The following is an 18817-nucleotide window of genomic DNA, read 5'->3' as shown; positions in this document are numbered from 1 at the left end:
CCCAATCTTCAAAAGTTACTGGTCATCTTCTTCTTTTGTGCCCTTTTCAAATGCTTTCCACGCTAAAGTCGCGCATTTAATACGTGCTGGGAACTTAGACACACCTGATAAAGATTCGATATCACCCATATCATCTGTGATCTCATAAGATTCTCCTAGCATCATATTAGAAAACTCTTGACTCATGTGTAATGCTTCTTCGATGGTATGACCTTTTACCGCCTCCGTCATCATTGATGCACTAGACATTGAAATAGAACAACCCTCACCTTCAAACTTAGCATCTTTAATAACATTATCTACTACATCTAATGTTAAGCGGATGCGGTCCCCACATGTTGGGTTATTCATATCTATCGTCATGGAACCATCTTCGATAGCTCCTTTATTTCTAGGATTTTTATAATGATCCATAATCACAGAACGATATAGTTGATCTAAATTATTAAAATTCATAAGAGAAAAACTCCTTCGTTCTATAGAGTGCCTGAATTAACTTATCAACATCTTCAGTAGTATTATATACATAGAAACTAGCACGTGCTGTAGATGATTGATTTAACCATTTCATTAGCGGTTGTGCACAGTGATGTCCAGCTCTAACAGCTACACCTTCAGAATCTAGTGCTGTTGCTAAATCATGTGGATGAACACCTTCAACGTTGAACGTAATCAAACCAGCTCGCTTTTCAGGTGAAGGTCCGTAAATTTCTAAACCTTCTATTTTAGACATCTCATTATATGCGTAATTAACTAGCTCATATTCATGTTGATGAATTTCTTCTAAGCCTAATTCATCAATGTATCTAATTGCTTCAGCAAATCCGATAGCTTCAGCTATAAGTGGTGTACCTGCTTCAAACTTAGTTGGTAAGTCTGTCCAAGTTGCATCTTCTAATCCTACAAAATCAATCATGTCTCCACCAAATTCAATTGGTTCCATTTTATCAAGTAAATGACGTTTACCGTATAGTGCACCAATGCCGGTTGGACCTAGCATTTTATGTCCACTGAAGCTAAAGAAGTCCACATCTAAATCTTGAACGTCAACTTTCATATGTGGAGCTGATTGTGCGCCATCAACTGCAATTACTGCATCATGTTGATGTGCAACTTCAGCAATATATTTAACATCATTTATCGTCCCCAATACGTTTGAAACATGTGTAACTGCAACAATTTTTGTATTATCCGTTATCGTGTTATCAATTGCTTCTTTTTCAAGTTCGCCACTGTCAGACATCGGAATAAATTTTAATGTTGCACCAGTACGTTTAGCAAGTTGTTGCCAAGGGACGATATTAGCATGATGCTCCATTTGAGTCACGACAATTTCGTCACCTTCAGAAACATTTGCGTCTCCGTAACTATGTGCAACTAAGTTAATTGCTGTAGTTGTTCCTCTAGTAAAAACAACTTCTTCAAAGTATCGAGCGTTGATAAATCTTCTGACTGTTTCACGTGCTTTTTCATAAGCATCCGTAGCAAGCGTTCCAAGTGTGTGCACACCACGGTGTACATTCGAATTATATCGATTGTAGTAATCTACAATAGAATCCGTTACTTGTATCGGCGTTTGACTTGTGGCAGATGAATCTAAATATACAAGTTTTTTACCGTTTACTTCTTGCTCTAATATTGGAAAATCTTTTTTTACTTTTTCTACATTAAATGTTGATTCGGCCACATTATCAGACCTTTCTGTGCCTATTTTTATATTTGCGTTGTTACTTTAGTTTCAATAACTTCACGTAATTGACGTTTAACGCCTTCAATTGGCAATGCAGAAACAACTGGGTCTAAGAAACCATGTATAACTAATCTTTCAGCTTCTTCACGAGAAATACCTCTACTCATTAAGTAGTATAGTTGAGTAGGGTCTACTCTACCTACTGATGCTGCGTGTCCTGCAGTTACATCGTCTTCATCAATTAATAATATTGGGTTTGCATCTCCACGTGCTTTTTCAGAAAGCATAAGTACACGTGATTCTTGTTGTGCATCTGCTTTTGTTCCACCGTGTTTAATGTAACCAATACCATTGAAAATAGATGAAGAACTATCTTTCATTACACCATGTTTCAAGATATGACCATTTGATTCTTTACCATATTGAATAATTTGAGTTGTGAAGTTTTGTTTTTGTTCACCACGACCAACTACTACTGTTTTTAAGTTACAGTTTGAACGATCGCCCATTAAGTATGTTGTATTATCATTAATAGTGCTACAGTCATTCATTAAACCTAATGCCCAGTCGATAGTAGAGTCTGCTGCTGCAATACCACGACGGATTATGTGTCCAGTGAATCCTTTATCCATGAAATCAACTGTACCGTAAGTTATTTTAGAATTAGCTCCAGCAATAACTTCAGATACGATATTTAATTGATTATCGTTAGAAGAAACAGTTGATAAATAGTTTTCAACGTATGTTACTTCTGCACTTTCTTCAGCCACAATGATAGCGTGATTGAAGAAACTCGCATCGCTATCGTCATGTAATACTACATATTGGATAGGATCTTCTACTACTACATTTTTAGGAACGTAAACGAATACCCCACCATTAACTAATGCAGCATGTAGTGCAGTTAATCTATGCTCATCTACTTTAACAGCATCTGTCATAAAATATTTTTGAACTAAATCACTGTTTTCAATAAGTGCAGTTTTTAAATCTTTAATTACAACACCTTGTTCAGTTAATTTATCATCTACTTTTGTAAAAGCAGGTGTATTATTATGCTGAACGATTAGATTTTTAGCATTTTCAGTATCGATAATTTTTTGAACTGATTCAGGTAATTTATCGATAGACTCAAATGTATCACTTTCAACAGTGTGAGATTTGAAAGAATCAAAATCCCATCTGTTTATTTTTGTTTTATCTGGTTTAGGCATTTCTAATTGTTCTAACTTTTGAAAACTGTCTTTACGTAAATCAGTCATCCATTGTGGTTCATTTTGAGATGCTGAATAATTTACTAAATCTTCAACGCTAATGTTTAACTTTGTTTCAGTTGCCATTTATACTCCTCCTACTTGACTATAATTCTTATATATTATTCAGCGTTAATTGTTTCGTCTTCAATATCAAGCTCTTCTTTAATCCATTCATACCCTTCAGCTTCAAGACGTCTCGCTAATTCTTCGCCACCTGATTTAACCACGCGACCTTGCATCATTACGTGTACGAAATCTGGTGAAATATAATTTAATAGTCTTTGATAGTGAGTGATGATTAAGCAACCAAAGTTGTCACCACGCATATTGTTGATACCTTTAGATACTACTTTTAATGCGTCGATATCTAGACCTGAGTCAACTTCGTCTAAAATACCGAATTTAGGTTCTAACATCATTAATTGAAGAATTTCGTTACGTTTCTTCTCACCGCCAGAGAAACCTTCATTTAGGTATCTTTGAGCCATGTCTTGATCCATATCTAATAAATCCATTTGTTTGTCTAATTTCTTGATGAATTGCATTAAGTTGATTTCATCGCCTTCTTCACGTTTAGCATTGATTGCAGAACGTAAGAAGTCAGCGTTTGTAACACCAGAAATTTCTGATGGATATTGCATTGCTAGGAATAAACCTGCTTGAGCACGCTCATCAACTTCCATTTCTAATACATCTTCACCATCTAAAAGGATTTCACCTTTAGTTACTTCATATTTAGGGTGACCCATAATAGCTGATGATAAAGTTGACTTACCAGTACCGTTAGGTCCCATGATTGCATGGATTTCACCTTGTTGTATTGTTAAGTTTACTCCTTTAAGAATTTCCTTGCCTTCTATTTCTACGTGTAAATCTTTGATTTCTAATTTTGATGCCATGTTTATTTCCCTCCAGAGAATTTATTCACATTTTAAAAAGATAACCCTACATTATCTTTTCTAGTTTATAATAATTTTAATGTAACGTCAAAGTTTGTTATGTTTCTTTACTCTTATTATTATAACGTAGTTATATAGGCAATCAAACACTTACGCTCACTTTTTATTATAAAACCCTATTATTACAAGGGTTTAAGCGAAATATTTTTTAAATGATAATAAAATGATTTCATTCTCAATTTATAAATATTCTATTTGAAAGGCCTCAGTAAGCATTTTTTATTTTTTTATAATATAATTATAATAATTAGAGATATAAATTTAGGAAGGATTTTAAATATGAAACGATATGAACAATTTTCATTTGTAATTAGTGCGATATGCGCTTTTATACTATTACTCAATCTAGTCAATGTTATTAATTTGAGCAGTTTAATAAATACTTTACTTACTATTTTAACGATAGTTACGATAGCCACATTTAATATTAGAAATTCTAAATTTATCGGCTTGATTTTATATGCTATTGCCGCTTTAATGCTTGTATTGTACCTTGCAAATGAATTATTTTAGAATAATTTTAAAAAATCAGGAAAAATTCTACTGAAGAAAGAATTTTTCCTGATTTTTGTCTTCAATTATATTTTATTCATATATACGAAAAGTTTGTCCTGATTGTATTCCTTCTACGCTTTTCAAATATGCCTCTGCTGCTTTACTTGCTGGTACTGCGTTAAAACCTTTAAAGAAATCACCATAATCTTCAAGCGCTTCTTCGATTACATTAGGACTGACGTTATTAATTCTTAAATTCCGTTTTAATTCAAAGGCAGCAGATTTAACAAATGCTTCTATACCACCGCCGGCCATCGCTGAAGAAACGCCCCCTTTTATTGGATCATCCATAATAACGCCCGTAGTCAAAGTAAAGCTTCCTCCATCATTTATATAATGTTGGCCTATAAGTACTAAATTGATTTGTCCCAATAGCTTACTTGTTATAGCTACCTCATTTGATTCTGGTGTTAACTCACTTAAATCATCAAAATTCGCTGCTCCTGCAGTAGAGACTACAGCATCTATATTTTCGATTTGTTGAAACATGAGTTTGATATCCTCTACGTTTGTCATATCCATTTGGTAATCACCTGAATTACGTCCAACTTTTATGACTTCATGACCATTTTCTTCTAATTCAGTTACAACGGCTGAACCTATCGTGCCATGTGCTCCAACTAGTATTATTTTCATGTTTATCCACCTTTGTTTTAAGTCTTAAATGTAGTTTATTAAACCAACAAAGTAATAACAAGAAAGATGCATAGCGTAAATCATGAGACGTTTAACCAAACTATTTAGAATAAAAAAGCCCGAGACATATATAAATGTCCCAGGCTAATTCTTATATCATTATTTTGCTTCGATTACTGCACCATCGTATTTTTCTTTGATGAAGTCTTTAATTTCTTTTGATTGTAAAACTTTCATTAATGCTTTAATTTTTTCATCGTCTTTATGACCTTTTTGTACTGCGATTAAGTTAGCATATGGTGAATCTTTACCTTCAACTGCGATTGAATCTTTTAATGGATTTAACCCTTGTTCAATTGCATAGTTAGAGTTGATAATTGTTGCGTCACCTTCATCTGCTTGATAAGATTTTGGTAAAAATTCAGCTGCTTGTTTGTTATTGAATTTTATATCTTTTTTATTTTCAGCGATATCATCGAATGTAGCATCTACTGGATCAACGCCATCTTTAAGTTTAATTAATCCTTCTTTTTCAAAGAATGATAAGAAACGTCCTTCTTCAGCTGGGTTATTAGATACATATACTGTTGCACCTTTTGGTAAGTCAGTTAATTTTTTATACTTCTTTGAATATACTGCCATTGGTTCGATATGTACGTTACCTGCAGATTCTATTTTGTAACCTTTATCTTTAGATTCAGTTTCTAAGTATGGTGTATGTTGGAAGAAGTTTGCGTCTAATTCACCTTTATCTAATAATTTATTTGGTGTTGTGTAGTCATTAATCGTTTTAATTTCTAACTTGTAGCCTTCTTTTTCAAGAATTGGTTTAGCTTCTTCTAATATTTCTGCATGTGGTGCTGGAGATGCACCGACTTTAATCGTTTCTTTTTTATCTTTATCTCCGTCTCCTCCGCCACAAGCGGCCAATACAACTGTCAATATTGAAACAAACAATAGTCCTAGAACTTTTTTCATTTTAAGGCACTCCTTTAACGTTTATCAATTTTCTTAACAATTAAATCTCCAATAAATTGGATAACAAATACAATAACTAGTATTAATATAGTAGAAACTAGGATTACATCATTTTGATTTCGTGTGAAACCAGTTAGATATGCTAAGTTACCTAATCCTCCTGCACCGATAACACCAGCGATTGCTGTAGATCCTACTAATGCAATTGCAGTTACAGTTAGACCTGATACAAGTGCAGGTAATGATTCTTTAAGTAATACTTTTCTCACAACTGTCCATGTGTTTGCACCCATAGATACAGCCGCTTCTATTACACCTTTATCTATTTCTTTCATGCCAATCTCTACTAATCTTGCGTAGAATGGCGCAGCTCCAATGATTAAGGCTGGTAGAGCACCTTTCGGACCACTTATTGTACCAAGTAAAATATCAGTAAATGGTAGCAACAATAGTATAAGTATGATAAATGGTATTGCTCTAAATAAATTCACTATAAATGAAACAATTGAATAAAATACACGAGAACTTTTAGATGTTCCTTTAGATGTTAAGAACAATAACGTTCCTAGTATTAAGCCAAACACTAGTGTAAAAACTGTTGAAATGACGGTCATGTATAAGGTCTCGTATAACGCTTCCCATACAGCGTCCCATCTCACGTTAGGCATTGTTACCATTTCAGTGATTATTTCACCAAATGACTTATTCATTAATACCCACCTCAACTTTCACACCAAGATTATTTAATTCTTGTTTAATCTGGTCTTTAGAATAGTTTCCATCAGGCAGATGTACAATCATATGCCCAAAAGTACCATTTTGAGTGAGTTTAACGTCGCCTTCAATGACATTAATATTTACGTTATATTCTTTAATCACTTTGGCTAACACAGGTTCTGAACTAGTTCCACCTACAAAGTTCAGCTTCCATATTTCACCTTCAGGCTGTTCTTTCTTGAAGTCTTGCAACGTTCTTTCTAAATCATCTGCTTTCAAATCATCCTTAACAAATCTTTGCGTTACATGTGTTTGAGGATTATTGAATACATTGATGACTTCTCCTTCTTCGACAAACTTACCATTTTCCATTACGGCAACATGATCACAAATCTTTCTTATAACGTGCATTTCATGTGTGATAAGTATAATTGTTAAATCCAGCTCTTTATTGATGTCTATCAATAAATCTAGTATTTCATCTGTTGTTTGAGGGTCAAGGGCACTCGTAGCTTCATCACATAATAATACGTGTGGATCATTTGCTAAAGCTCTCGCGATTCCTACTCTTTGCTTTTGCCCACCAGATAATTGAGATGGATAAGCATTTTCACGACCTTCTAATCCTACTCTTTTGATTAACGCTTCTGTCTTTTTATTAATCTCGCTTTTAGAGACACCTGCGATCTCTAACGGAAAAGCAATGTTGTCTTTAACTGTTCTAGACCAAAGTAAGTTAAAATGCTGGAATATCATACTTACTTTTTGTCGTTTTTTTCGAAGTTCTTGTTTTGACAATTTACCTATATTCGCACCATCTACTATAACTTCACCTTCAGTAGGGGTTTCTAACCCGTTAAACATTCGAATCAAGGTACTCTTTCCAGCTCCTGAAAAACCGATTACGCCATATATACTTCCTTTTTCTATATTTAAGTCAACATGGTCAACAGCTTTTATGTCACCTTTTTTTGTCTTGAAAGTCTTTACGACCTTATTTAACTCGATCAAATCTGTTGCCTCCTAATCCTTAAATTAAAAACGCCTCACTCTAGTGATTAGAGAAAGGCGTTATTAATTGTCTTTCTCTCATCTCCAAAAGTTTACACTTTCTGTGAATTGGCACCATTTCATATTTATATGACGGTTGCCGGGCTTCTAAGGGCACATCCCTCCACCACTCTTGATAAGAGCTATTACGTATTTAATTAAATTCATACTATCACGATAAGTTTTTATCGTCAATAACTTTTTGAATATTCTCAACTATATACGGAACTGACTGAAATGCATAAATTCTTTTTATAACTTTTTCTTGTTTCATTATAAATAGAACTGGTACGGATTGTATTTCATATTCTTCACAAAATTCCGGATAAAAGTTTAAGTCACATTTGTTTATAGGTAGTTTTGTCATTTCGTTGGCAATATCTAGCATGCGTTCTGAGATTTTACACGTTCCACATGTTGGTGTATAACCGAATAACAAATGTATATCTTCATTAAAAAGCTTGTATACATCGTTCGATATTTCTGTGCGTTTCATGATAACGATACTTCCCTTTCAATACAAAGTCGTGATTAACTTCAAATCCATGATAGTTTAACACATTCGCTAAATATTGTCTTGGGCAACGTGCTACCTCAGTAAAAGTTGAATCTATATAAATATGATGACTTTCACTCACATATTTTTTGAACCATTTTCTTATGCGTTTACCTTCTTTATCTTGATCGACTAATATATACACTTGTTTACCATAAATTTCATCTAAAAGTTCGTCCATTTTTTCGACACCCATTGTACCGTGTGTGCAAATTACGTGAACGGGTTCATTTAATACTTCTTTCACTCGCTTCTTATCTGAAATACCTTCTACGATTATTACTTTTTTAATCATCGCCATGGCCTTCACCTTCTACAAATGAATAATATTATATTTTTACTTCTCAATGAGATTATGCTAAAAAACTCCATGATACTACTGTACCGTGGAGTTTGTTGTATTGCTATTCACCTATCATTTCACTATACGCATCAGCATCTAATAAATCATCTAATTGTGATTTATCAGTTAATTCTACTTTGACCATCCAAGCTTTGTCATAAGAAGATTCATTAACGTATTCAGGACTATCTTCTAATTCATCATTTACTTCTACAACTTTACCAGAAAGAGGTGCATATAGTTCAGAAACTGTTTTTACAGATTCTACACTACCGAATGAATCTCCACTAGTTAATTCGTCACCTTCTTCTGGTAACTCAACAAATACGATGTCCCCTAATTCAGATTGAGCGAAATCAGTAATACCGATTGTAACTACATCGCCATCAACTTTTACCCACTCATGTTCTTTTGAATATTTTAACTCACTAGGCACTGCCAAAGTAATCCCCTCCTATATGTAATTCAATTATAATAATGACATAAAGCCCTTATTCAAGCAACTATTTTATAGCCAAGTTTGGCGGTATTCATCTTCTTTAAAACCTAAAGTGATTTTGTTACCTAATACAGCTAATGGGCGTTTAATTAACATGCCATCTGAAGCTAATAATTCGAATTTTTCGTCGTCAGATAAATCATCAATTTTATCTTTAAGACCTAACTCACGATATTTTGCACCACGCGTGTTAAATAATTGATTAACAGTAACGTCTGTTCCATCAATCATATCTTTTAATTCGTTAGCAGTTGGTGTTAATTGAGTAATATCTATTGGTTCAAAACTCGCACCATTTGTTTCTAAAAATTTTGCAGCTTTTTTACATGTTGTACAGTTAGGATATTGATAAAATTTTATCATGTCTTTACCTCCATATGTGTATTTAACATCATTATACCAATATTAATTAAGAACACATAGTCTTGAGTTAAATATTTTTTTAATAAACAAAAATAAGCTATAATTCATTTATAATATTAATTCTTAAGGAGCTTGAAAATATATGAAAACAATAAACCAATATGATGAATTCAAAGAGGTTACACAAAGCGATAAACCAGTAGTCATTAAATTCTTTGCAGGCTGGTGCCCAGATTGTACGCGTATGGATCAATGGATAGATCCGATTGTCCAAGAATACAATAATTACGATTGGTATCAAATTAATCGTGACGATGTCCCAGATGCAGCAACTGAAAATGATGTAATGGGTATCCCAAGTTTATTAATATTCAAAAACAATGAAAAACTAGCACACTTACATTCAGCAAATGCTAAAACACCAGAAGACGTAAAAGCATTTTTAGCTGAAAATTTAAAATAAGATGGTTTAAGGCTTCTCCTCATCCGATAGGTTTGTTATTTACGGATGAGGAGATTTTTTATATGATATTTTAAAAAGTGCATGCTTGTTTTGCTAATTCTTAGATCTGCCATTTTTTATGTTTATTGTTATTATAGCAACCCATAAATCATATTTTACTTTAGATTTTTATTGTGAAGATATACGAAAGTGCTTTGTTTTTAGGTTTGAGCCAGAATAAAAAGTTAATTCGTGAGTTTAGATATTACTTAATCCAATAGAGGTGTGTGTAGTTGGGTTAATGAGGTAGAAAATCCAATAAGAAGGTGTCTACTTGGATTATTGTCGTAGTTAATCCAATAAAGGTGCATGTACTTGGATTATTGTCTTAGTAAATCCAATAACAATATCAACTCATGCTTTTTTGATTAATAACATCCAAAAAAGGGAGTGGGACAGAAATCTCATTTTAATAAACAGATTTCGTAGTCCCACCCCGGCAAGGATGACTAGGGTTGGAAAAAGCTTGATATAAGCGCATTTTCAATCCAGTCAGCTACTGCCATTATAATTAAAGAGGCTGAGACACGTATTTATATCCCTAGCTCTTTTAAATTAAAACTTACCACTTCGTTAATGTGGATTTATTTTTTCTTCTTGAGAATACAGCATTTTCATCTTTTTCAGTTACATATAAAAATCCGTTTACGTCTTCATCATCATTTGCACCAACGATATCACGGAATGTTGGTTTAAAGATGTAGTCAGGTGTTTTCCAACATGAGCCCATACCCGCTTCGTGTATCAATAGCATTAGGTTTTGCATAAATGTTGCTACAGCCATTTGATTTTCAAGATTTTCTTTTTGTCTAGTATCTCTTCTAGCTAATATTACAAAAATACCACCAAGTCTTGAAACTTTTTCTATATGCTGTTCTTGTTTTTTCTCATCATTCACAAATGCAGATGTAGCTACCTTTTTAGCAAATTCATTTATTTTGTCTTTACTAATGTATACTAAACGCCAAGGTTCTCTCATTCCATGATTCGGAGCATATGTTGCTAAATCAACTAGTGACATTAGCTTTTCTTCATCGATGTGCATATCATGATCATAATTTTTAACACTACGTCTTTCTTGTATGACTTGTTGTAATTCCATTTTAACACTCCTATTAATCTATTGATAATTATTATCAATTATAGCATATAAATAAGCCTGAGTTCTAACTTTGAGAATTCAGGCTTAAAAATATTCTACTGGTTATACAGTGCGAGTTGTTCTTTAATATTTTTAACATGTAATTGTCCTGGTGCCGCTTCAATACCTACAAAACCATAAGTAAGTCGTGAACCAAATAAACCGCCAGTAATCCTAGTCATAATACCAAGCTCACCCATTGATATACCTACTACGTCGATATCTAATTGATGATATGCTCTATTCATCGCATTTAACAACGATAATAAGTCTTTTTCGTTGTTAGGCATTACTGCTAATTTTCCAATATCAGCACCTAGTTCTGCCATTTTTTCGTAAGTCACAAACATTTCTTCCACATCTGGCGTTGCTTTAAAATCATGGTGCGAGATAATTATTTTGACGTTATTATTTTTAGCTCTTGTAATACAATTCATTAGATTATCTTCATAAGTATCTAACTGAACATCGACATAATCTGCTTTTTGATTACAAATAATATCTTGCATCAATTTATAATATGTTTCATGGTCGAAGTCCCCTAATCCACCTTGACCTTTTGAACGATAAGTAAAGAGAATTGGTGAAGCGGTATACTTTGATTTAAACGCAGCTAACACTTCATTTATATTTTCCAAAGAAGTATCAGAAAGTGTATCCGCTCTAAATTCTACAATATCTACTGATTTGTCGTTCATATTTAGTTCTTCTACTGTTTTTTCAATATCGTTTTTATCTTTTAAAGATACGGTCGCAACAATATCAGGAAACGTTTCTTTGCCTTTTTGTTTCATAGCCATTCCTCCAATGTTCTTCTATTACCATTTTACATTAGTTAGCGCTTTTTTTCTATTGAATTCAATATAATATGATAATAAAAAAACAGCAAAAATTCTTATTTTATTAAGAACTTTTACTGCTTATAATAAAGTTTATTATTTTACTATTAAAACTGGAATCTTAGCTCTTTTAGCTACTTTATGACTTACGCTTCCTAGTACTAATTTATCAGCATCTTCAGCTTTTCTATTACTTAGTACTACAATTTCATAATCTCCGCTATTTGCTAATTTAAGTAACCCAGCCTTTGGATTACCTTTAATAAATTCTAGATTATATTTAATGTTTCGTTCATTAAAGAAGTCAAATACATGTTGAATACCTTTTTGACGTTTCTCTGTCATTTCTTCAAAGTGCACACCTGTACGGACTGAAGCTTGTATATCTTTCTCGCTTATCATATTAATCATTGTAACAACTGTACCTTCACCTGAAAGTTTTGCTATTTCTTCCAGAACTTTTTCATTTTTCATATCTGTATCGATGCCGAATAAAATGTCTCTATACATGTTTACCACTCCTTTACTTTATTTTAAATGATATTGTAAGCACTATTCAACTTTTATCAACCATTATATATATTTATTATTAACCGACTATTAATATTCTGTATATTTAATAATAAGTGTAGATTTTTTTCCCAAATTACTATAAACTAAAAATAATTAATAAAGAATACAATTGTTTTTCATTTTTTAATCTCTATTATAAGGCAATTAGAAAAAAGGAATTTCTATTTATTTTTTATTAAAAATAGTTTTGTGGAAGGGGGAAATATTATGAATAATTCTAACCAATCAAATGAAAATCCATTCAATCAAAACAACTCAGACCAACAAAGCAATCAACAACAAAATTCACAACAAGAGAACCCGTTTAATCAGTCGAACCAAAGTAGTTTTCAAGGGAATCAACCACCTCATTCTGGAGATCAGGGAGATTCAAATCTTAAACCATGGTTATTTGGTTGTGGTGGATGCTTAGTTATATTCATAATATTGGCGATTATTCTAGGTGCATGTGCAGCAGGGCCAATCAAAGAACAAATTGATAACTTTACGAGTGATACTGAAGAAAAATCTACTGAAGAAAAGTCTACCGAAGAGGAATCAACTGAGGAAGAATCTACAGAAGAAGAAACAACTGAAGAAGAGACAAGCGAAGAATCTACTACTGAGGAATCAACAACTGAAGAAAATGACAACGATAGTTCGGTGACAAATAAAACATCAAATCTTGGCGGATCAATTAACGCTGTGGGTACAAAAATCACAGTCGAAAAAGCAGAATTCGTTGAACCAGATTCTAAATATAGTAAACCAAGCAAAGATAAAATATTAAAAGTTTACTATAAACTAGAAAACATTAATAATTCTAGCTTGATTGTAGGCGACACTAACTTTGGCGTTACAGCAGATGGCCAGAGAGTAAGTAAATTCTATAGTATGCGTGATTCCGATGCTGGTTTCAGCTTTAGCTTAAAACCTGGACAATCAGATGAAGGTTATGTATATTATGACGTGCCTGATGCAGATAAATATGAGGTACATTTACAATTAAAATCAAAAGATAATAGTTATAGAATGAAATGGAATATTAAAGATTCAGATTTAAAGTAAATAAGAAGCCGTTTGACAATAAACTTGTCTAACGGCTTCTTATCTTTTTTATTTCTTGAATTTATCAATTACTTCATTTGCTTTATCTTTAACGTTCTCTACAGCTTCTTTAGCTTTGCCTGAAGTTTTTTCTTTTTTACCTTCGTTTTCTAAATCTTTATTATCCGTAACGTCACCTACTGTTTCTTTAACATTACCTTTTGCTTTTTCATATTTACTTTCGTCTGCCATCATTTATCACCCTTTATAAATCAATTTGAATGATTTATCATTCATTAATTACATACCACTTTCCATATAGCTTTAAACATTAATTTTGGAAGGTTTTTTTAATGGCAAACTATCTATAAAGCTATATATCGCCATGCCGATAATGATAAGTGCCACTCCTAGCATACTCAATGGCCCTGGGATAGGCAATCCAAGTAATATCATCTCTCCTATAATAGCAAAGACAACTTCTAAAGACTGCGTTGCCTCGACTCCTGCTAATTTCTCTTGGTCATCTTTTACAAGATTCGTTGCATAGAAAAACAGTACTGTTGCAATAATTCCAGAAAACAACGCAACTATAAAAGATTGTGTAACTTGATTAGAAGATGGTAGACCATGTTTAATATATCCTATGCCAAATATTATAAACCAGACGGGCATCGTAACTAAGGTCATTCCAAATACTCGTTCAATTGTACCTATATCATGTTTGACTACACTCATCATTTTTCTATTTCCTAACGGATAACAAAATGCAGCAATTATTATAGGTAGAAATCCAAGCAAGAAAATATTTAAATGAATTTCCGAAGCTTGTGGTATTTGTATAATGATAATGCCTACAAACATAATGCTAGATATAGCAAGTGACCTCCATGGTATTTTATTTCTCACTAAAATGGTTTCACCGGATACTTTCACTTTATCTATAAAGAGTGGCGCTAATAACATGCCACATACAATCGTAATTTGCCATGTCCCTGATATTACCCACCCAAGACTATATTCAGCTGCAAACGTTAAAGGTGCATAAAATAAAACGAATGCAAAGAAACTCCATATAAACCAAGATGATTTGTACATGCTGATATGCTTCAAGACATGACCTGTTTTTCCTTTAATTACTACAATTAACCATAAAAAAGGCAACATGAAAATAAAGCGAAGAGATGAACTGAAATACCATGATCCACCTTCATTAGCCATTAAATGATTAAATACAAATGTAACTGCAAAAAATAAAGCTGCCAAAATACCAATTAAAATCGCTCTCATGTTAGCCCTCTTTCTTATACGTTTAATATTCATTATTCCATAAAAGAATGACGTTTTACATTATTTTTTTAGAAAATATCTCATATTTATAAATTAAATATTTTTAAAATGGTTTAATTTATAATAAGCGGGTAAACAATATATATAATCTATAAGGAGGTCTTTTTTTTATGGCAACTCAATATGAAACTAAAGCAACAAACACTGGTGGACGTAAAGGTCATGTTTATACAGACGATAAAGCAATTGATGTAGACGTATTACCACCACAACAAGCTGATGGCAATGCGACTAACCCTGAACAGTTATTCGCTGCAGGCTATGCTTCTTGCTTCAATGGTGCTTTTGATTTAATCCTTAAACAAAACAAAGTGCGTGACGCTGAACCAGAAGTTACGTTAACAGTTCGTTTAGCAGATGATCCAGAAGCTGAAAGCCCTAAATTAGAGGTAGACATTGATGCAAAAGTTAAAAATGTTTCTCAAGAAGATGCGGAAAAATATTTAAAAGATGCTCATGACTTCTGTCCTTATTCTAAAGCGACAAGAGGTAATATCGACGTTAAATTAAACGTAGAAGCAGTTTAATATAATTGCCTAGATTAATTTAAAGTCAAATAAATCAGGAGGCGTTCTTCAATTTAAAAGAACGCCTCCTGATTTTTATTTAATATATTATTTTAACGTGACATCATTAATTTTTTTCACTTTCTTCAGCATGCCACCATAATGCATCTTTCGGATTTTCAAAAACTTCATGTAAATCCTTTTTATTATCAACGTTCGGATAAGATCCACGAAGCGATTTATTTGATGTTGTTTTAAACATAAACACAAATACAAGTAGTCCTATAACGTTAATAACAGTTAAATAATATGACGGTGCAATTTTTTGACCAGTTGTTTCTACTAAAGTTGTTAAAATAAATGGTGTTAAACCACCAAATACCGCTGCACCTATATTATAAACGAGCGATAACGTTCTTAATCTTACTTTCGTATGGAATATACTTGGTAAGACTGAAGGCATAACTCCTTCAAATGTTGACATGAATAAAGCAATAATAAATAGACCGATAATAATCATTGGTATAGAAGGTATACTCATAAACCAGAATGCTACAACTGAGAATAAACTGAAACCTATTAAACCAAATAATATTGTGTTTTTATTACCTACTTTATCACTGTACCATCCAAAGAAGAATACTGCTGGTATCATTGCAGCCATTGTTACTGTACTTAATACACTACTCATCGTACCACCTAAATCAATCGTTCCATTTAGGAATGATGGCATGTACGACAATACCATGTAGTTTGCAACGTTTAAAAATGCTACACCAGTGAAACATACAATGATATCTCTCCAATATTTTTTGAAGATATCCTTATAAGAATATTCGAGTTCTTCTTGTTCTTCTAAAGTTGATTCGTATGCTGGGCTTTCGTCTAGATTGTTTCTTAAATAAACCCCTACAATACCTAATGGTGCCGCAATAATGAATGGAATTCTCCAACCCCATGCTGCCATTTGTTCATCACTTAGTAATGCATACATAATACCAACTAATGCCGCAGCTAAAATATTCCCTGATAATGTTCCTATTTCAAGGCCACTTCCTAATTTTCCTCTTGTCTTATCAGGAGATGTCTCCGCTATGTATGTCATCGCACCAGCGTATTCTCCACCAGTTGAGAATGATTGAACCATTCTAACAATAAGCAATAAGATTGGTGCCCAAATCCCGATTTGATGTTGCGTTGGAAGTAACCCTAACACTAAAGTAGAACATGCCATTAAAATAATGGTTGATGACAGAACAACTTTACGACCATGTTTATCCCCTATGTGACTGAAGAATATTCCTCCAATCGGTCTTACTATAAAAGCAAAAGCAAAAACTGCAAAGGTTGATGCCAACTGTATTTCTTTTGGCATGTTCCCGAAGAAATTCGAACTAATGATAACCGCTAGTTGAGCGTAAAGACCAAAGTCAAACCACTCAATAGCGTTACCAATACCTGTTGCAAATACGGTTTTCTTCGTTTTACTCGCATCTACAACATTGACGTTGTCTTTCTTAAACTTCATTTTTAAATACACTCCCCATTTATCTCTATATAAACATATAACCTATTAAAAATTTTTTAATCAAAATTTTTGAAATTCAATTTAAAATATTTCTTAAAATATTTTCATACCAATAATTATAGAAGTACTAATAAATTTACTTTTTCTATATTTAGCTCTATATTGAAATAAAGATATTTTTTAGGAGGGAATACATGTCAGGGTTTTACTTTTTAGTAATTGTTACAATAATCAGTGCCATTGTGAGTTTAGGATTTTCATTAAATGCAGTCGCTGATAGAAAACAAAATCAAAAATCTCAAACAAACGCACTTTATGCTTTATCACGAAGTTTAGTTTTATTTTTATTATCTATTATCGCCTTATTTACTGGTAGCGCTGCTTTTTTAACTGGTGTTGCGCTCGCTGTTGCTTTAACACATATCTTTGATGGGTTTATTGGGATAATTTTAAAAAATGATTTTAAAACTTACGGCCCATTCATTACAGGTTTTTTACACCTTGTAATTATCGCAATATTTGCATAATATACATACTAACAAACATACAGCTTCGACGCAAAATCGCTATAATTCTATCATTTAATTAAAAAGCCACTCTGTTGAATCCTCAACAGAGTGGCTTTTCCTATATAAATTCTCACAACTTTAACGCATATATTATTTGTTCTAGAATAAACTTATATTTTCTTTGCTAAGTCAGTCATATAATCAAAGAATGCATCTCTATTTACATCATTAATAATATTAACGTTTCTTCCTTCTTCACTCTTGTATGTTCTACCTTGGCTTGGTCCATGAGTAAGTACACCTAGTTTTTGTTGTTCTTTTTGTACAAGTTCTGGTTTACCAACATAAGCAGTTGTTAACACATCCCATAAGAAGTACGTTGAATTTGTAACGAAATGTGTAAGTGGTGGAACAAGCGCATAACATATCCCTAAGAAATCTACACCTTCATAGTTTCTTTCATTCGCCCACCTTTTACGAACATCTGGTGTAAGAGGTACTTGATTTGTACTTTCTAATGCTACCATATCTATTTTAATATCTGTATCAAATACAACTTTAACCGCTTCAGGATCCCAAAAAGCATTCCATTCAGCTGTTCCATCATGTTCTGGTTCTTCAACGTTACCTTTGTCTAAAAGCGTACCGCCCATCCAAACTAATCTTTCTATACGTTCTTCTATTTTAGGTTCAACTTTTAAACTTTTAGCTAAATCAGTAAGAGGACCTGTAAATAACATTGTTACTTTTTCTTTGCTATTCATTAATTTTTCAATAATATCTTCGTATGCTTCTTTTTCTGAAACTGTTGAATGAATATTCATTTCTTCATTTAAAATAGGCATAGCATCTACATAAAATGCATGCATTCTCCAATCTTTAGGAAATGGATTTTTCCCTCTTTCATTTGAAGGTGCAACATTTAATTTTTGATTTGAAAAACGATTGATAATTTTGCAAGAAGCGCTCGTAGCAGGCTCAACATAACAATCCGCTCCGATTGCACTAACGCCTATTAAATCTACATCTTCCATTTGTAATAATAAAAATAGCGAAATTAAGTCATCCACGCCACCGTCATGGTTAAAATATACTGTCTTCATTTATATACCCTTCTTTCATTCCCAATAGCACCATTATACATAATAATTAATTTTTATTATATCAATTATTTAAATTTACTTGTTTATGTATCACTAAAGATATATACTCTCATTATTAAATGTAAAATTTTAGGATAT

23 protein-coding genes and 1 riboswitch are annotated in these 18817 nt (G+C 32.7%); of the genes, 4 read left to right on the top strand and 19 right to left on the bottom strand.

Annotation, left to right across the window (positions count from 1 at the left end; translation table 11 throughout):
- Positions 1–15: 15 nt before the first annotated feature.
- The 12 genes from sufU to LQ615_RS01375 form a co-directional block, all read right to left on the bottom strand.
- Positions 16–456 (bottom strand): Fe-S cluster assembly sulfur transfer protein SufU, encoded by a 441-nt coding sequence (gene sufU / locus LQ615_RS01430; protein WP_064211459.1) that lies wholly within the window; start codon positions 454–456, stop codon positions 16–18.
- Positions 446–1711, bottom strand: coding sequence for a cysteine desulfurase (locus tag LQ615_RS01425; RefSeq protein WP_174700894.1), 1266 nt, complete (start codon positions 1709–1711; stop codon positions 446–448). Before LQ615_RS01425 ends, sufU begins: the two co-directional genes overlap by 11 nt.
- Positions 1712–1713: 2 nt before the next feature.
- Positions 1714–3030, bottom strand: coding sequence for a Fe-S cluster assembly protein SufD (gene sufD, locus LQ615_RS01420; protein ID WP_017000938.1), 1317 nt, complete (start codon positions 3028–3030; stop codon positions 1714–1716).
- Between the two features lie 35 nt (positions 3031–3065).
- Positions 3066–3845, bottom strand: a complete 780-nt coding sequence (sufC, locus tag LQ615_RS01415) for a Fe-S cluster assembly ATPase SufC (protein ID WP_017000937.1) — start codon at positions 3843–3845, stop codon at positions 3066–3068.
- 645 nt (positions 3846–4490) lie between these two features.
- Entirely contained in the window at positions 4491–5096 is a 606-nt protein-coding gene (locus LQ615_RS01410) for a short chain dehydrogenase (protein WP_070044939.1), read from the bottom strand.
- A gap of 159 nt (positions 5097–5255) precedes the next feature.
- On the bottom strand, positions 5256–6074 hold the full coding sequence (locus tag LQ615_RS01405; protein ID WP_064204452.1) for a MetQ/NlpA family ABC transporter substrate-binding protein: 819 nt from the start codon (positions 6072–6074) through the stop codon (positions 5256–5258).
- A 14-nt stretch (positions 6075–6088) separates the two neighbouring features.
- Positions 6089–6784 (bottom strand): methionine ABC transporter permease, encoded by a 696-nt coding sequence (locus tag LQ615_RS01400; protein ID WP_017001083.1) that lies wholly within the window; start codon positions 6782–6784, stop codon positions 6089–6091.
- Complete coding sequence (locus tag LQ615_RS01395) at positions 6777–7802, bottom strand: methionine ABC transporter ATP-binding protein (RefSeq protein WP_064211461.1); 1026 nt, start codon at positions 7800–7802, stop codon at positions 6777–6779. The genes LQ615_RS01400 and LQ615_RS01395 overlap by 8 nt, the downstream gene beginning before the upstream one ends.
- Before the next feature lie 75 nt (positions 7803–7877).
- A riboswitch (SAM riboswitch) is annotated at positions 7878–7984 on the bottom strand.
- A 29-nt stretch (positions 7985–8013) separates the two neighbouring features.
- Positions 8014–8337: a thioredoxin family protein gene (locus LQ615_RS01390; RefSeq protein ID WP_017001081.1), complete on the bottom strand. Its 324-nt coding sequence runs from the start codon at positions 8335–8337 to the stop codon at positions 8014–8016.
- Positions 8294–8698 (bottom strand): toprim domain-containing protein, encoded by a 405-nt coding sequence (locus LQ615_RS01385; protein WP_017001080.1) that lies wholly within the window; start codon positions 8696–8698, stop codon positions 8294–8296. Before LQ615_RS01385 ends, LQ615_RS01390 begins: the two co-directional genes overlap by 44 nt.
- A 103-nt stretch (positions 8699–8801) precedes the next feature.
- Positions 8802–9182, bottom strand: coding sequence for a glycine cleavage system protein GcvH (gene gcvH / locus LQ615_RS01380; protein WP_064204453.1), 381 nt, complete (start codon positions 9180–9182; stop codon positions 8802–8804).
- Between the two features lie 66 nt (positions 9183–9248).
- The gene (locus LQ615_RS01375) at positions 9249–9602 is read right to left on the bottom strand and encodes an arsenate reductase family protein (protein WP_017001079.1); all 354 of its coding nucleotides are present in this window, start codon (positions 9600–9602) and stop codon (positions 9249–9251) included.
- Positions 9603–9744: 142 nt separating this feature from the next.
- Between LQ615_RS01375 and LQ615_RS01370 the strand changes: the two genes are divergently transcribed.
- Complete coding sequence (locus LQ615_RS01370; RefSeq protein WP_017001078.1) at positions 9745–10065, top strand: thioredoxin family protein; 321 nt, start codon at positions 9745–9747, stop codon at positions 10063–10065.
- 601 nt (positions 10066–10666) lie between these two features.
- Here the strand turns inward: LQ615_RS01370 and LQ615_RS01365 are convergent.
- The 3 genes from LQ615_RS01365 to LQ615_RS01355 all read right to left on the bottom strand — a co-directional run bounded on the left by LQ615_RS01365 (position 10667) and on the right by LQ615_RS01355 (position 12594).
- A complete protein-coding gene (locus tag LQ615_RS01365; RefSeq protein ID WP_070044938.1) occupies positions 10667–11206 on the bottom strand; it encodes a nitroreductase family protein in 540 nt (179 codons plus the stop codon).
- A gap of 95 nt (positions 11207–11301) precedes the next feature.
- Complete coding sequence (gene aroD, locus LQ615_RS01360; RefSeq protein WP_239703764.1) at positions 11302–12039, bottom strand: type I 3-dehydroquinate dehydratase; 738 nt, start codon at positions 12037–12039, stop codon at positions 11302–11304.
- 141 nt (positions 12040–12180) lie between these two features.
- On the bottom strand, positions 12181–12594 hold the full coding sequence (locus LQ615_RS01355; protein ID WP_017001068.1) for a universal stress protein: 414 nt from the start codon (positions 12592–12594) through the stop codon (positions 12181–12183).
- Between the two features lie 270 nt (positions 12595–12864).
- Between LQ615_RS01355 and LQ615_RS01350 the strand changes: the two genes are divergently transcribed.
- Positions 12865–13704, top strand: coding sequence for a DUF4352 domain-containing protein (locus tag LQ615_RS01350; protein ID WP_070044937.1), 840 nt, complete (start codon positions 12865–12867; stop codon positions 13702–13704).
- 48 nt (positions 13705–13752) lie between these two features.
- On the opposite strand, the gene LQ615_RS01345 is transcribed toward LQ615_RS01350, so the two are convergent.
- Positions 13753–13935 carry a CsbD family protein gene (locus LQ615_RS01345; protein ID WP_017001066.1) on the bottom strand — a complete coding sequence of 61 codons (183 nt, stop codon included), beginning with the start codon at positions 13933–13935 and terminating at the stop codon, positions 13753–13755.
- Between the two features lie 72 nt (positions 13936–14007).
- Entirely contained in the window at positions 14008–14973 is a 966-nt protein-coding gene (locus LQ615_RS01340) for a DMT family transporter (RefSeq protein ID WP_070044936.1), read from the bottom strand.
- 170 nt (positions 14974–15143) lie between these two features.
- Between LQ615_RS01340 and LQ615_RS01335 the strand changes: the two genes are divergently transcribed.
- Positions 15144–15560, top strand: coding sequence for an organic hydroperoxide resistance protein (locus LQ615_RS01335; RefSeq protein ID WP_017001064.1), 417 nt, complete (start codon positions 15144–15146; stop codon positions 15558–15560).
- 106 nt (positions 15561–15666) lie between these two features.
- Here LQ615_RS01335 and LQ615_RS01330 read toward each other — a convergent pair whose 3' ends face one another.
- The gene (locus tag LQ615_RS01330; RefSeq protein WP_017001063.1) at positions 15667–17067 is read right to left on the bottom strand and encodes an MFS transporter; all 1401 of its coding nucleotides are present in this window, start codon (positions 17065–17067) and stop codon (positions 15667–15669) included.
- Positions 17068–17261: 194 nt separating this feature from the next.
- Here LQ615_RS01330 and LQ615_RS01325 point away from each other — a divergent pair, with 194 nt between their 5' ends.
- Positions 17262–17594 carry a hypothetical protein gene (locus tag LQ615_RS01325; protein ID WP_070044935.1) on the top strand — a complete coding sequence of 111 codons (333 nt, stop codon included), beginning with the start codon at positions 17262–17264 and terminating at the stop codon, positions 17592–17594.
- Positions 17595–17746: 152 nt separating this feature from the next.
- Here the strand turns inward: LQ615_RS01325 and LQ615_RS01320 are convergent, their stop codons facing one another.
- Complete coding sequence (locus LQ615_RS01320) at positions 17747–18679, bottom strand: nucleoside hydrolase (protein WP_103268589.1); 933 nt, start codon at positions 18677–18679, stop codon at positions 17747–17749.
- Positions 18680–18817: the final 138 nt, after the last annotated feature.

Source organism: Mammaliicoccus sp. C-M13, assembly GCF_022386845.1.
Lineage (GTDB): Bacteria > Bacillota > Bacilli > Staphylococcales > Staphylococcaceae > Mammaliicoccus > Mammaliicoccus lentus.
This window is presented reverse-complemented; position numbering and strand designations above follow the sequence as displayed.